Here is a 14,466-nt window from a genome sequence, read left to right as displayed (position 1 = left end):
ATTTCGATCACGCGCGGATTCAGGCGCAGGTATTCGGGGGCGCGGCCGCCCGGGATCAGCAGTGCGTCGTAACGGCTGACGTCGACATCGCTGAATGCGGCGTTCAGCGTGAAGTTGTGGCCAGGTTTTTCGCTATACGTCTGGTCGCCTTCGAAGTCGTGGATGGCTGTGCGGATCTGGGCGCCGGCGGCTTTATCAGGGCACACCACGTCGACCTGGTGGCCGACCATCTGCAGCGCCTGGAACGGCACCATCAACTCATAATCTTCGACGTAGTCGCCGGCCAGGATCAGGATTTTTTTCGCGCTCATGATAAGTCCTTCAGTGAGGTGGGTGGGTGGAGCTCATTTCATCAATATTCGTGAGTGCGAACGCGGCTATTTGGGAGGTAGTGCAAGGCGCGTCGCGCAGCCAAGGGTGGTTCCCTTGGCAAGCGGCGCAACGCAGCAATACGCCCAAATAGCCCGTTCCCGAAGGGTTCTTGTCAGAAGAGGCGCTGGCCGCGTTGCGCTCCTTGCCGATAGCACCGCTATCGGACGCGTCGCACGCCTTGCCAGCGCCTCTTCTGACAAGAACGCATCTCACGAATATTGATGAAATGAGCTCTAGGGAAGGTCGAGTATGGAACAGCGAGGATGCGGCAGGTAATAACAGGCTACTACCGGCGCAAGTTTCGATGGTGCGTTGCGCAATCGGCCCGCCTTTGAGGAATGCAATGCAGTAATGCCATAGCTGAATTACACTGTCGGCATTGGCTGAAATGTATTGCTGCACAACGGCAAGTAAAATTTTTAGAAAAAGGTAAACAGATGGCCTCAAAAGATCCAGTGCCGGCGGCTAGCGCCTTGTCAGAACGTCCAAGCCGCGCCGAGGCGGAATCGGCGATCCGCACCTTGCTGCGCTGGGCCGGCGACGATCCTGACCGCGAAGGCCTGCTGGATACGCCGGCGCGCGTGGCGCGGGCTTATGAAGAATTTTATGCCGGCTACAGCAAGGACCCGGTGGAAATCCTCTCGACCACGTTTTCGGAAGTTGAGGGCTACGACGAGATGGTGGTGCTGACCAACATCCGTTTCGAGAGCCATTGCGAGCACCATATGGCGCCCATCATCGGCAAGGCCCACGTGGCTTACCTGCCTGACCGGCGCGTGGTCGGCATTTCGAAACTGGCGCGCCTGGTCGATATCTTCGCCAAGCGCTTGCAGATCCAGGAAAAAATGACGGTGCAGATTGCCGACACCCTGCAGCAAGTGCTGCTGCCGAAAGGCGTGGCGGTAGTGATCGAAGCCTCGCACGAATGCATGACTACGCGCGGCATCCACAAGCCAGGCACCAGCCTGGTGACCAGCCGCATGCTGGGCGCGTTCCGCGACGATCCGTCGACGCGGCGCGAGTTCATGAGCATCATCAGCCAAAAGCGCAACGAATAAAATTGCGTTGCCACGCCGCTCCGATGCCAGTCGGAGCGGACGCCTTCATCAGATCAGCGGCCCCGAGTCGTCTTTCTCTTCATGCCCGGTCACCCGGGCCAGCATGGCGCGCGCCACCACGCTGCGCGACAGGTACCAGTACAGCGCAATCACCGCCAGCGAGAACAGCGCAAAACCCATCATGCCCGCATATTGGTAAAACACCTTGTACAGCTCGATGCCGACGCCGTACAAGGTCATGTTGATCATGCCCATGGTAGCCGCCACGGTGGCTTTCGAGACTGCGCTTTCGGTCAGCGTGAAGCGGATCATCACTGCCGCCGACAAACCTTCGCCGAAGGCAATCACGCTGATCGCCGCCACCAGGAAGTAAGGCTTGTCGAGGAAAGCCGCGCCGAACAGCATGATCAGCACGCCCAGGGCAATCGGATACAGCGCGATCTTGATCGAACTGCCGAGGCGCCAGCGGTCGACCTGGCGCGCCAGCACCAGGTTGCCGGCGATCAGGCAGCCGAACACCGGGATCTGCCAGTAACCATACTCGATCACGCTCAGGTGGCCATCGGCCACCAGGATTTCCGGCGACATGGCGATCCAGCCGATCAGCGGAATCGCCAGCAGGGGCATGCACATCGCCGCCTTCAGGAAATGGCGGTTGCCGACCACTGCGCGGTAGTCGTGCCAGATCTGCACCAGCGGCAGTTTCTCTTTGCGCTGCTTGACGGTTTCCGGCATGTGCCGCCAGAGGCCGACCAGGGATATGGTGGCAATGGCGGCGATGAATACAAACACCATGCGCCAAGGCAGGACTTCAATCATGAAAGCGCCCGCCACCGGGCCGATCAGCGGCGCAATCAAGGCGACATTAGCCATCAGCGCGGTAACGCGTATCGCTGCCTTTTCTTCAAATGCTTCCTGCACCACGGCATAGCCGACCGAAGAGATGAAACACAAGCCCACGCCTTGCAGCACGCGCAAGAGGATGAAGCTTTCGATGCTTTGCGAGAACAGCGTCGCCAGGCAGGACAGGATGAAAAAGACGGTGCCGCCCAGCATGACGGGACGGCGGCCAATGCGGTCCGAGAGCGGCCCGAACAGCCACTGGAACACGGCGCCGCCGACCAGGAAGGCAGTCATGGCGGACGCCATCCAGGCTGCGCTGGCGCCGAACTCGCGGGTCACCGTCAGCATGCCCGGCTGGATCATGTCGTTGGCGATGTAGACCGAAAACTCGAACAGCACCAGAGCCAGCGGGAACATCAAGGTATTACGGGTAAGCGTCGAGATTTTTTGCATTTTTTTTACTAGGTAAAGCTGTGACGACTGAAAGCATTGGCTAACGCGAGGGCAGTGGCTGCCTTACGGGTGTCACGGACGGATTTGCTTGATTCTTTGCTTGATTTAAGTGACTGGTGTTGCCCAGTCTGGGTCTGCGCTGAATTCCTCGACCAGGAAATCGAGCATGGCGCGCAGGATGGCAGGCATTTGGCGGCGCGATGCGTACACGCCGTAAATGCTCATTTCGCGCGGTTGGTATTCTCCAAGCAGCGCGCGTAGTTTACCACTACGCAGCAATCCTGTGGCCGCATACGCTGGCTGCAAGCTGATGCCGGCGCCGGCGACAGCCGCTTCCAGCAATACCGACGATTCGTTGGCGCTCATGTTGCCGCCCACCGGCACCGCTACCGGCGCGCCGTCTTTCTCGAATTCCCACAGGCTCTTGCCGAAGTAGGAGTAGGTCAGGCAGTTGTGCAGCGCCAGCTCCTCTGCGGTTTTTGGCGTGCCGTGTTCGTCAAGGTAAGCCGGCGAGGCGCACACCACCGAGCGGCACACCGCCAGTTTGCGCGCAATCAGGTTGGGATCGAGCGCGTTGGTGATGCGGATCGCCAGGTCCACCCGTTCTTCGACCAGGTTGATTGCGCGGTCGACCAGCAACATGTCGACTGCGGTACCGGGATAGCGTTTCAGGAAACGCGCCAGCAGCGGCGCCAGGTAAGCCTGGCCGAGCGACATGCTGCAAGTCAGGCGCAGCGTGCCGCGCGGGGTATGCTCGGGCGTGGCGGCGGAAGCCTGGATCTCGCCGGCCATGTCCAGCATCTGGCGGCAGCGCGGCAGGGTGTCGCTGCCGGCCGAGGTCAGGCTCAGCTTGCGCGTGGTGCGATGGAGCAGGCGGGCGCCTACCCATTCCTCGAGTTCGGCCAGGTAGCGCGACACCATGGCGCGCGACATGTCGAGCTTGTCGGCGGCCGCGGTCAGGCTGCCGCGGTCCGCGACCTCGACGAATACCTGCATTGCGACCAGTCTGTCCATGGCGTTTAATCTATTAGGTCGATTTATGCAACTAACTAGACACTATTATGAGGTTTTTTGCATCGTTTTAGTCAACTATGATGATGTTTCTTACTTATCACCATGGAGATGTCGATGTTTACACGCACCTTGTTCCGTTCGCTGCTGGCAACCGCCGCAGGCCTGATGATCGCCGGCTCGGCAGCCGCGGCGCCGCAACCCTTGAAGCTGGAAGTCTACAATCCGGGCGCCAACGGCATGTTCCCGGTATCTTCCGAGCTGGTGACCGGCAGCACCGAAGCCATCGTCATTGATGCCCAGTTCGACCGCGCCAACGCCGGCCAGCTGCTGAAAAAGATCCAGGACAGCGGCAAGAAGCTGACCGCCATCTACATCAGCCACGGCGATCCTGACTATTACTTCGGCCTGGAAGTGCTGAAGGAAGCCTATCCGGACGCCAAGATATTGGCGCCGGCGCCGGTGATCGCCCACATCAAGGCCACCATGCAGGACAAGCTGGCGTTCTGGGGCCCCAAGCTCGGCGCCAACGCGCCTAAGCAACTGATCGTGCCGGAACCGCTGCAAGGCAACACGCTGACCCTGGAAGGCCGCAAGCTGGAAGTGATCGGCCTCGATGGCGCCAGCCCGGACCGCACGTTTGTCTGGATTCCATCGTTGAAGGCAGTGGTTGGCGGCGTGCTGGTGGCCGGCAACGAACATGTATGGACCGCCGATACCCAGACCCTGGCTTCGCGCCAGCAATGGATCAAGATGCTCGACAAGATTTCGTCTCTGCATCCGAAGATCGTGGTGCCAGGCCATTTCAGCGCCGGCGCGCCGCAAACCATCGAATCGGTACGGTTCACCAAGGACTACCTGAAGAACTACGAAGCGGAAACCGCCAAGGCCAAGGATTCCGCCGCCTTGATCGATGCGATGAAAAAGCATTACCCGAACCTGGACGGCGTATCGTCGCTGGAACTGGGCGCCAAGGTCAGCAAAGGTGAAATGAAATGGTAACCGGCCACGATTGCGACGACAGCAGCTGCGCGCTGCCCGGCGCTGTTGAAAGCACGACCGCGGCGGCGCCGGCTGCGGCGCAGGGCACAGTGCTGCATTACATCTACGACCCGCTGTGCGGCTGGTGTTACGGCGCGGCGCCTTTGCTGCAGGCCGCGCGCGAGGTCGCAGGGCTGCACATCGAGCTGCACGGCGGCGGCATGATGACCGGCAGCAACCGCAAGCAGGTCAGCGCGCAGTTGCGCAACTACGTGATGCAGCACGACCAGCGGATCGCGGCCATGACCGACCAGCCGTTTGGCGACGACTACTTCAACGGCCTGCTGCTGGACACTACCGCGATCTTCGATTCCGCACCGCCGACTACCGCGGTGCTGGCTGCCGATGCAATTGCAGGACAGGGACTGGCCATGCTGGCGCGGATACAGGCGGCGCACTATGTGCAAGGCTTGCGGGTTGCCGATGCGACAGTGCTGCATACGCTGGCGCTGCAGATCGGTCTTGATTCCGTGCTGTTCGACAGCAAGTTTGCCGAGCTCGACGGCGCCGCCACGCAAGCCCATATCGCCGGCAGCCGCGCTCTGCTGGCACGCGTCGGCGGCCAGGGATTTCCTACCTTTGTTCTGCAACGCGGAGCGCAAATCGAAGTGCTGGATGCCGGTCGCTTCTTGGGGCAGGTGCAGGCCTGGAAAGCTGCCTTAAGCGCTTAGCATGTCAGCCGGCCCGGGTTTGCAGCAGGTGCTCGCCGTGGGCGTGCACCGCAGTCAGCAGTTCCTGCGGTTCGCGCACCTCGAAGGAAAACGGCAAGCGCGCCAGCTGGCGCGCGAACCACGGGATGCTGTCGGTGCTGGTGCGCAGCAGCACGCTGTCTTGCTGCGGTTCCAGCAGGCCGATGCTGCGTCCCAGTTCGGCCGCCGCCGTCTGCAAGTCGGTATGCAGCAAGACTTCAACCGCGTTGGCGCGCGGCATCGTGGCGATGCTGAGTGTCAGGTAGGCCGCGGTATCGAAATCCGCCGGCCGTTTGAAATGCTCCGTAGTCAGTTCCACCTGCTGCATGCGGTCGAGCCGGAACGAGCGCAGCTGCCGGCGCAGCTGGCACATGCCGCTGGCATACCAGGCGCCGCCGCGGAACACCAGGCCGTAGGGATCGAAGGTGCGCGTACTCGCGTCCCCCAGCCTTGACTGGTATGCAAAGCGCACGCGCTGGCTGGCTTCCGCCGCCGAAGCAATCGCTGTCAGCGTTTCCTGGCTGGCGCCGGCGATGGCTGTTTTTGCATCGATGGTGGCGGTTTCGCTCAGGGCGCGCACGCGCTGCTTGAGCTGCGCCGGCAGCACGCGTTCGAGCTTGGCTTGCGCGCTGGCCACCGCCGAGACGGTCTCGGCCATGCCCATGCTCTCCGCCGCGATCAGGCCCAGCGACATCGCCAGCGCCTCGTCGTTGGTAAGCATCATGGGCGGCAGCTTGAAACCCGCCACCAGCGAATAGCCGCCGTGGCGCCCCAGTTCCGACATGACCGGAATCCCCAGTTCCTCCAGCCCGGCTATATAGCGCCTGAGCGTGCGGCTGTCGACTTCCAGCCGGCGCGCCAGTTCGACGCCGGAGATGCGGTCGTGGGTTTGCAGCAGTTCCAGGACTGCGAGCATGCGGATGGCTGGCTTCGACATATTTTTCTGAGTACCGGATGAATGCGGACGGATTATGACCGCCTTTGATTCTATCTTCTTCTCCATGCCGTTGCATTGGCGCAGCAGCATCCGCTTTGAACCGATCAAGACAAAGGAAGAACATGGAACCCATACTGTTTTATGGCGTGCCGCAGGGCTGCTCACTGGGCAGCATCATCGCACTTGAATGGCTGGGCGAACCGTACCGGCTGTCGCGCATAGAAATGCTGGAACACCCGTGGCCGGCCGCGTTCGCGCGCATCAATCCGCTGAACCTGACGCCTGCCTACCTGACCGCCGAGCGCCACATCGTCAACGAAAGCTCGGCCATCCTGTTGCACCTGGCGGCGCGCCGCGACAACCTGCTTGGTTATGCGCAAGGCACGCCGGAATACGACCGGCTCAACCGCATGCTGGCCTACCTCAATACGGAGTTTTTCTCGGCTTTCAGGCCGCTCTGGATCGCCTACGAAATGGCGGAGAACCCGCCGGTGCAAGAGATGCTGCGCAACCTGGGCAATCCGCGGGTGCAACAGGCATGCGCCTATCTCAACGGCCTGCTGGCGGAAAGGGAATGGATAGATGGCGGCCCCAAGCGCACTGTGGCCGATGCGTATTTCGCTGCGATCGCGCGCTGGGCGGAATACCACAAGGTGCTGGATGTGCATCTGCATCCATTCCTGTCGCGTCATTTGCAGAAACTGCGCGCCGATCCGGCCGTGATTTTTGCCGATGCAATCGAACGGCAACTGGACGTAAAAAGCGGCGGCCAGTTTCGGGGCCATGTGACGCTGGCGGAAATCGAGCCGCTGCTTCTTACATAAACGGGCACGGTGATTGGGAGAGAAAAAAAGCCTGCTCTTGAGCAGGCTTTTTGTTTTTCAGAATCTTCCTCGGTGAATATTGCATGAATGATATCTAGTTGTTCATCTGCCGTCATTTGTTGACAACTACTTGCTATTGATCATCAATTTCGCCAAATATCTGCTCATTTTTTTAGCATTTAATGGCAGCCTTGCATTGTATCGGCCAGCGGCCGGGGGTATTGTGCAAACTCTTTTTTGACCAAGCAATTTGACGCAAGAACGACTACGACCAACCCTCGCCAGACGTTTGCCGCAAGTTAAACCCCCGAATGAACCTATGAACCGAGAACCCGCAAGCCGCTTCCCTTTAACTGTTGTGTCAGCCGCGGCGATCACCATGCTCTCTGCGTGTGGCGGCGGTGGCGGCGGCTCTTCCGGGTCAGGCAGCGCGCCGCCAGTCTCGACCAGCAGCGCGACCTCCGTGCTCAACCCCAACGATCCGAGCAATGCCAGCGCCGCTCATGCGCGCGGCGTCACCGGAGCCGGGGTGACGGTGGCGGTGGTCGACACGGATTTCAACGTCAGCGATCCGGAATTTGGCGGACGCCTCAGCAAGACTGTGTATTCCAGCGGCAGCGCCGGCGACAGCCACGGCAGCGAAGCGGCGGAAGCTTTAGGCGGCAGCAGTTACGGCGTGGCGCCGGCAGTCAATATGCTGGGCGCCGCGGTCGGCACCGGCGGTGAAAACGTTTCTTTGAACGCTTCGGTTTACCAGGATTTATTCAACAAGGGCGCACGTATCTTCAACCAGTCGAACACCTTCGGTTCGATCGCAACGCCCGGCGGCAACGGCCCGACTTTCTACAATATCTATCAGCCTTTCGTGACGAAAGGCAGCTTGTTCATCTGGGCCGCGGGTAACGACGGCAGCGCCCATCCCAGCCTGACGGCGGGCTTGCCGGCGCTGTATCCCGACCTGCAAAAAGGCTGGCTGGCAGTGGTGGCGGTGAATGCCGCCGGCGGCGCCCAGGGATACAGCAGCAGCGACACCACGCCGGGCGTGATTTCCAGTTATTCGAACCGCTGCGGCGAGGCCGCCAACTGGTGCCTAGCGGCGCCCGGCGATTTTATCTCGGCCACGGCCGGCCGCCGGGTCTACGGCACCTCGTTCGCGGCGCCGGCGGTAACCGGCGCGGCCGCGCTGGTGCAGCAAGCCTATCCCTGGATGAATGCCGACCAGATCCGGCAAACCATCTTGTCGACCGCAACCAGCATGGGCGACACCGCCACTTACGGCTGGGGTCTGCTGAACGCCAGCAAAGCCGCCAGCGGCCCGGCCTTATTCGACACCAGGCTGACCTTGGGCGGCAATTTCGTCGCCAGTTTCGATTCCGTCAGCGCAACCTTCGCCAACAACATTGGCGGCAATGCCGGCCTGCTGAAAGACGGCAGCGGCACGCTGACCCTGTCCGGCAATAACACGTACAGCGGCGCCAATGAAATCGTGAAGGGCACGCTGAACGTCACCGGATCGGTTGCTTCCGCAGTCACTATCGACAGCGCCGGCGTGCTGTCCGGCGATGGCGGCCGCATCGGCGGCAGCGTTTCCAACAACGGCCGTCTCAGCAATAGCGGCAGCGGCATGACGATTGCCGGCAACTACACGGCCACGGCCAGCGCGGTGCTGGCCAATCAGTTCAATTCGACCCTGAGCGTAGGCGGCAGCGCCACGCTCGGCAATTCGCACCTGGTGGCGACCACGCCCGCCGGCAGCAGCGATCCGTCCGGCTACGTGGCGCAGCAGGTCGGCGTCAAAGGCAAGGTGCTGAGCGCCGCCAACGGCGTATCGGGCCAGTTCCAGGATGTGTCGTTCGAACACGACGGCACGGTTTTCAACCCGGGCACCTTCTTGAACGCGACGCTGGCTTATACCGCCAATGAAGTTGACTTGAGCATTGCACGCAACGACGTCAAGGCGGTTGCAGCGCAAGCGTTTGCCGCCGACCCTACACGCACCAACAGCGCCGCCAACGTCGAGACCGGCCTCAAGGCGGCCGACGCCATGGCCGCCAGCGGCAACGGCATTAGCAGTAGCGACAGCGCCTTCCTGAACAGCGCCGCGGCGCTGCAGCGCACGGCGGATATCGCTGCCGCCGCCCAGGTGCTGGACAGCTTGTCGGGACAGATCTATGCCTCTTCGCAGGCGCTGACTTTCCAGCAGTCGCAAGCAATCAACCGCGATCTGTCAAACCGCCTGTCACTGCTGGCCAATCCGGTTACGGGCAGCGCCAAGACGGGCTTGTGGGCCAGCGTGATCGGCGCCAGCGGCAAGCTGGGCGAGTCGGGTTATGCATCTGCCGACACCTCCACCTGGGGCGGCCAGTTCGGTTTCGATACGCACCTGGATGACAAGGCGATTGTCGGCGCGGCGCTGTCCTACTCGGAAAGCAAAGCCAGTTTCGACCGTTTCGGCGGCGCTTCGAACAGCCAGGATACCGGCTTGTCCCTGTATGGCCGTTATGCGCTCAACCATGACGGCATCTACATCTCCGGCCGCGCCGGCATCGCCCGTGTGACCAGCAAGATCAATCGCAGCGTGATCCTCGGCAGCGAGGTCGACAGCCTGTCCGCCAACCATACCGACAGCATGATTTCCGCCTATGCCGAAACCGGCTACGTGCGCAAGCTGTCGGCGATATCGACCTTGACGCCGTTTGCCGGCATCAGTTACGACCGCCTCAAGCGCGGCGCGTTTACCGAAACCGGCAGCCCCTTCGGCCTCACCGCCGGCAGCAGCACCTACCATCAGACGGCGAGCGTACTTGGCTTGCGCGGCGACACCGGCTTCGACTGGCTGGGCGGACATACCAACGTACAGGCTTACGCAGCCTGGCAGCACGGCTTCAACGACGGCAAGCTGGATTTCAACGCGGCTTTCGTGGGCGCGCCGGCTGCCGGTTTTTCGGTGCAGGGCATAGGCCTGGCGCGCAACAGCGGCTGGGCCGGGATCGGCATCTCCAGCGTGTTTGCCAGCAACTGGAGCTGGTACGGCAATTATGATGCGCAGTTCGGCAAGGGGGGGCTGGTCAACAATGTATTTTCGGCGGGCGTACGCAAAGCGTTTTAGCGACACCGCCGCTGCCGTGATCCGGCAGCGATAAAACAAACGGCCTGTATGACTCTTGCGAGACATACAGGCCGTTTTGCCGAGAACTTCGTGCCGTGCGCTTAGGCAACCGCTTTCAGTTTATTGAAATCGGTATTGCTGGCCGGTGCAAAACCGCCGTGCGCAGGAGCGTGGCCGGCGTAGAACTGGCCGAAACGGTTGGCCAGGAAATCGGCCAGCGTGACTTGCTCTTGCCGCACAAAACCGCTTTGCGGCAGCACGCCCGTGACAACCAGGTCAACCATGGCGCAGATGCCGGCCGCGGTAGTCAGCTGGATGGCCGACAGCAACTGGCCGTTGACGTGCTGGCTATAGGTCTTCTGGGCATAGGTTTCCTGCTCAAGACGGCCGTCGCGCATGCCGCTGACGCTGACGAAGGTCAGCACCACGTCCTGCTTGGTGATCGGGATCGAGGTTTCCAGCACTTCCTTCAGGATCGGACGGCGTTCCAGCTTGCCCAGTTGCAGGTCGCGCACCAGGATCTTGATGATGTCGCGATGGCCGGGATAACGCACGGTCTTGTAATCCAGGTTCTGCACACGGTCGCGCAGGCTTTCGCACAAGGTGCCGAGGCCGCCCGAGGTGTTGAACGCTTCGTAGTCGACGCCGTCGAGCGAGAAGTGCTCCAGCTCTTCCAGCGGCGAGGTTTCGCGCAGCACGCCGTCGACGATTGCTTCGCAAGGATTGCAGTACTCGTTGATCAGGCCGTCGGTGCTCCAGGTCAGGTTGTACTTGAGCGCATTGCTAGGGAAGGTCGGCAGCGCGCCGACGCGCATCTTGACGTCATGCAGCTGCTCGAAACGGCTCGCGACATCGTTCGCCACGATCGAAATGAAACCCGGCGCCAGGCCGCATTGCGGCACGAATGCAGTGTCCGAATCGAGCGCCAGCGATTTGACGAAGCGGGTGCTTTCGACATCTTCGGTCAGGTCGAAATAGTGCGACTTCGCCGCTTTTGCGGCGGCGGCGATGACCGGCGTCAGGAAATACGGGCAGGCCGACAGCGTGACATCGTGGCCGCTGATCAGCTTGGTCACGGTCGGCGCGTGCGAGATGTCCGCCAGGATCGTGGTGACGTTGGGGAAGCCCGCCTGCTTCACATACTCCAGCCGTTGCGGATCGCGGTCGGCTACGGTCAGGATATAGTCGCCGGTATGGGACAGCAGGTTGAGGATGGCGTCGCCGATTTTGCCGGCGCCCAGAAGGATCAGTTTGGTGGTCATGTCGTCGCTCGCGTTAGTGTTTTAATCAATATTGTCTTTTCTGCCGCAACCATTGTAAATTCAAGCGAAGTCAGATAATAGAGTGTAAATAGTCGTCAAAATGTATAATAACGATACATATTGACGAATATTGAAGATGGATTGTCGCGATGAGAGAGAAACTCGACGAAGTTGACCACAAAATCCTGGCCCTGCTGATGGATGATGCGCGCCTGTCCATGGCTACCGTCGCCAAGCGCGTCGGCATTGCCAGGACGACCGCGATTGCGCGGCTGGCGGCGATGGAAAAGAAGGGCGTGATCGCCGGCTACGGCGTGCGGCTCGACCTGGGGCTGTACCAGCCCGCAGTGCGTGCTTACGTCGGCATCTCGATTGATTCCCGCAATGCACCATTACTGGTCCAGCAGCTGCAGCAGATGTCGCAGGTGGAAACCCTGTGCGCGGTGAGCGGCGTGATCGACTACATGCTGACCCTGCGCTGCCAGTCGACCGATGAACTGGATCGCCTGCTGGACCAGATCGGCGCCATGGAAGGGGTACGCCACACATCGACTTCGATCATCCTCAGCAAGCGGATCGATCGCGGACCGATTTAATGCAGCGCAGCAGATATGTGATTTATCTATAACTGTTATACAAATAATAAAGCAGACATCGATGCTGCGCTGCCATATAGTTGCACTTGTCTCCTCCAACACCTCCTAAGGTTTGGATTCAACCCGCTACCGCAAGGTCAGGCGGGTTTTTTTTTGCCCCGAAAAAAAGACGGCGCTGGTTGAAAAATACACCTCACTTTATGGCTGCATTTTCCTAGCTTGGACTAATATGCAGCCAGGAGGTGACACATGGATAAAAACAAATCTACGGATCGGATTGAAAAAGAAATTGTGCTCAAGGCCGCACGCTCGCGGGTATGGCGTGCGCTATCGAATGCCGAGGAATTCGGCGACTGGTTCGGCGTGGCGCTGAAGGGGAAAACCTTCGCCGCCGGCCAGGCCGTGCAGGGGCAGATTACTTATCCCGGCTATGAACACCTGGCCTGGAACGTGGTGATCGACCGTGTGGAGCCCGAAAGCTTGCTCTCTTTCCGCTGGCATCCCTATGCGGTTGATGCCGCGGTCGACTATTCGCAGGAGCCGGCCACGCTGGTGGTGTTCGAACTGACGGCGGTCGAAGAGGGCACTTTTCTGCGCGTGGTCGAATCAGGGTTTGACAATATCCCGGCCGAACGGCGCCAGGAAGCGTTCCGCATGAACAGCGGCGGCTGGGACGAGCAGATGAAGAATATCGAGACGCATGTTGCTGCATCCTAGTCCGGCATAGGGCCAAGCAGACGGGCGGGGCCCGTTTGTTTGTGGGATGGCAGAAAATCCTTGATTTATTCAACATTTCAACTATTATTGAAATATGAAAACAAAATCAGTCGTCACTGCCCTTGCGGCGCTTGCCCAGGATTCCCGCCTGGCGATTTTCCGTGCGTTGGTGCAGGCCGGGCCTGAGGGGCTGCCTGCCGGAAAAATCGGGGAGATTACGGGCATCTCGCCATCCTCCGTGTCGTTCCACATGAAGGAACTGTTCCATGCCGATATGGTGGCGTCGCGTAACGAAGGCCGCTTCGTTATCTACTCCGCCAACTTCGCCACCATGAATGAACTATTGGCATTTCTCACCGAAAATTGTTGCGGGGGTAATCCCTGCATGCCCACTTGCAGTCCTGCTTGCGGCGTTACCGAAGGGACTGCGTCATGACGGTTTTTTATGTGAAAGACATTGATGTCTGTTCAATGTGAGGTTATCAATAAACGGCCCGCGGGCGTATCCATGAATTTGTTTGAACGTTACCTGACCGTCTGGGTGGCGTTATGCATCGTTGCCGGCATTTTGCTTGGGCAGCTTTTCCCAGTCGGGGTGCAGACGATAGGCTCGCTGGAAATCGCCAAGGTGAACCTGCCGGTCGGCGCCTTGATCTGGGTGATGATTATTCCAATGCTGCTCAAGATCGACTTCTCTGCCTGGAACCAGGTCAAGGGGCACGTACGCGGCATCGGCGTGACCTTGTTCATCAACTGGGCAGTCAAGCCGTTCTCGATGGCGTTTCTTGCCTGGGTGTTCATCCGCCACTGGTTTGCGCCGTATCTGCCCGCCGAACAGCTGGATTCATACGTGGCGGGGCTGATCCTGCTGGCGGCCGCGCCGTGCACGGCCATGGTGTTTGTGTGGAGCCGTCTCACCGGCGGCGATCCGTACTTCACGCTGTCGCAGGTTGCGATGAACGATCTGATCATGGTGTTTGCGTTTGCGCCGCTGGTCGCTCTCTTGCTGGGTGTATCGAGCATCGCCGTGCCGTGGGCGACGCTGCTGACTTCGGTGATTCTATATATTGTCGTTCCCGTGATCATCGCCCAGCTCTGGCGCAAAGCTCTGCTGCGCCGCGGACAGGCCAGTTTCGACAAGCTGATGGAACGCATCCAGCCATGGTCGGTTGCGGCGCTGTTGCTGACCCTGTTGCTGCTGTTTGCATTCCAGGGCAATGCGATCATCGAACAGCCGCTGGTCATTGCATTACTGGCGATTCCCATCCTGATACAGGTCTTCTTTAATTCCGCGCTGGCTTACTGGCTTAATAAGGTTGTCGGGGAAAAGCATTCCATTGCATGTCCTTCTGCGCTGATCGGCGCTTCCAATTTCTTCGAACTGGCGGTGGCCGCCGCGATCAGCCTGTTTGGCTTCAAGTCCGGCGCCGCGCTTGCCACTGTGGTCGGGGTGCTGATCGAGGTGCCTGTCATGCTGCTGATTGTCGGCATCGTGAACCGTACCCAGGGCTGGTACGAAGGACGTTGATCCATGACCGGCAGGCGAGCTGCCGG

At 60.3% G+C, this 14,466-nt stretch carries 14 protein-coding genes; 9 read left to right on the top strand and 5 right to left on the bottom strand.

Annotated elements, in window-relative coordinates:
• Positions 1–311, bottom strand: a 311-nt coding sequence (locus JWQ61_RS04565; RefSeq protein ID WP_304359472.1) for a DJ-1/PfpI family protein, incomplete at its 3' end; no start/stop codon positions are given.
• A 498-nt stretch (positions 312–809) separates the two neighbouring features.
• Here JWQ61_RS04565 and folE point away from each other — a divergent pair.
• Positions 810–1,430 (top strand): GTP cyclohydrolase I FolE, encoded by a 621-nt coding sequence (gene folE / locus JWQ61_RS04560; protein WP_304359471.1) that lies wholly within the window; start codon positions 810–812, stop codon positions 1,428–1,430.
• A gap of 48 nt (positions 1,431–1,478) precedes the next feature.
• On the opposite strand, the gene JWQ61_RS04555 is transcribed toward folE, so the two are convergent.
• Complete coding sequence (locus JWQ61_RS04555; RefSeq protein ID WP_304359470.1) at positions 1,479–2,726, bottom strand: MFS transporter; 1,248 nt, start codon at positions 2,724–2,726, stop codon at positions 1,479–1,481.
• A 105-nt stretch (positions 2,727–2,831) separates the two neighbouring features.
• A complete protein-coding gene (locus JWQ61_RS04550; RefSeq protein ID WP_304359469.1) occupies positions 2,832–3,740 on the bottom strand; it encodes a LysR family transcriptional regulator in 909 nt (302 codons plus the stop codon).
• Between the two features lie 114 nt (positions 3,741–3,854).
• On the opposite strand from JWQ61_RS04550, the gene JWQ61_RS04545 reads away from it, so the two are divergent.
• Both JWQ61_RS04545 and JWQ61_RS04540 read left to right on the top strand, forming a co-directional pair.
• Positions 3,855–4,739, top strand: a complete 885-nt coding sequence (locus JWQ61_RS04545; protein WP_304359468.1) for an MBL fold metallo-hydrolase — start codon at positions 3,855–3,857, stop codon at positions 4,737–4,739.
• Entirely contained in the window at positions 4,733–5,449 is a 717-nt protein-coding gene (locus tag JWQ61_RS04540; RefSeq protein WP_304359467.1) for a DsbA family protein, read from the top strand. The genes JWQ61_RS04545 and JWQ61_RS04540 overlap by 7 nt, the downstream gene beginning before the upstream one ends.
• A 4-nt stretch (positions 5,450–5,453) precedes the next feature.
• Here the strand turns inward: JWQ61_RS04540 and JWQ61_RS04535 are convergent, their stop codons facing one another.
• The gene (locus tag JWQ61_RS04535; RefSeq protein WP_304359466.1) at positions 5,454–6,404 is read right to left on the bottom strand and encodes a YafY family protein; all 951 of its coding nucleotides are present in this window, start codon (positions 6,402–6,404) and stop codon (positions 5,454–5,456) included.
• A gap of 122 nt (positions 6,405–6,526) precedes the next feature.
• Between JWQ61_RS04535 and JWQ61_RS04530 the strand changes: the two genes are divergently transcribed.
• Together JWQ61_RS04530 and JWQ61_RS04525 are read left to right on the top strand one after the other, a co-directional pair.
• A complete protein-coding gene (locus tag JWQ61_RS04530) occupies positions 6,527–7,228 on the top strand; it encodes a glutathione S-transferase family protein (protein ID WP_304359465.1) in 702 nt (233 codons plus the stop codon).
• 379 nt (positions 7,229–7,607) lie between these two features.
• Positions 7,608–10,337 (top strand): autotransporter serine protease, encoded by a 2,730-nt coding sequence (locus JWQ61_RS04525; RefSeq protein WP_304359464.1) that lies wholly within the window; start codon positions 7,608–7,610, stop codon positions 10,335–10,337.
• A 101-nt stretch (positions 10,338–10,438) separates the two neighbouring features.
• Here JWQ61_RS04525 and JWQ61_RS04520 read toward each other — a convergent pair whose 3' ends face one another.
• Complete coding sequence (locus tag JWQ61_RS04520) at positions 10,439–11,599, bottom strand: saccharopine dehydrogenase family protein (protein ID WP_014007179.1); 1,161 nt, start codon at positions 11,597–11,599, stop codon at positions 10,439–10,441.
• 149 nt (positions 11,600–11,748) lie between these two features.
• On the opposite strand from JWQ61_RS04520, the gene JWQ61_RS04515 reads away from it, so the two are divergent.
• The 4 genes from JWQ61_RS04515 to arsB all read left to right on the top strand — a co-directional run bounded on the left by JWQ61_RS04515 (position 11,749) and on the right by arsB (position 14,440).
• The gene (locus tag JWQ61_RS04515) at positions 11,749–12,195 is read left to right on the top strand and encodes an Lrp/AsnC family transcriptional regulator (protein ID WP_120234946.1); all 447 of its coding nucleotides are present in this window, start codon (positions 11,749–11,751) and stop codon (positions 12,193–12,195) included.
• 249 nt (positions 12,196–12,444) lie between these two features.
• On the top strand, positions 12,445–12,912 hold the full coding sequence (locus JWQ61_RS04510) for an SRPBCC family protein (protein ID WP_304359463.1): 468 nt from the start codon (positions 12,445–12,447) through the stop codon (positions 12,910–12,912).
• A 94-nt stretch (positions 12,913–13,006) separates the two neighbouring features.
• Positions 13,007–13,348 carry a helix-turn-helix transcriptional regulator gene (locus JWQ61_RS04505; RefSeq protein WP_304359462.1) on the top strand — a complete coding sequence of 114 codons (342 nt, stop codon included), beginning with the start codon at positions 13,007–13,009 and terminating at the stop codon, positions 13,346–13,348.
• Positions 13,349–13,372: 24 nt separating this feature from the next.
• Positions 13,373–14,440 (top strand): ACR3 family arsenite efflux transporter, encoded by a 1,068-nt coding sequence (gene arsB, locus JWQ61_RS04500; RefSeq protein WP_304359461.1) that lies wholly within the window; start codon positions 13,373–13,375, stop codon positions 14,438–14,440.
• Positions 14,441–14,466 lie beyond the last annotated feature (26 nt).

This window comes from Collimonas fungivorans (assembly GCF_028292705.1).
In the GTDB taxonomy this organism is placed as follows: domain Bacteria; phylum Pseudomonadota; class Gammaproteobacteria; order Burkholderiales; family Burkholderiaceae_D; genus Collimonas; species Collimonas fungivorans_B.
Note: the sequence above shows the minus strand (reverse complement) of the source record. Positions and strands in the feature narration are given on the sequence as shown.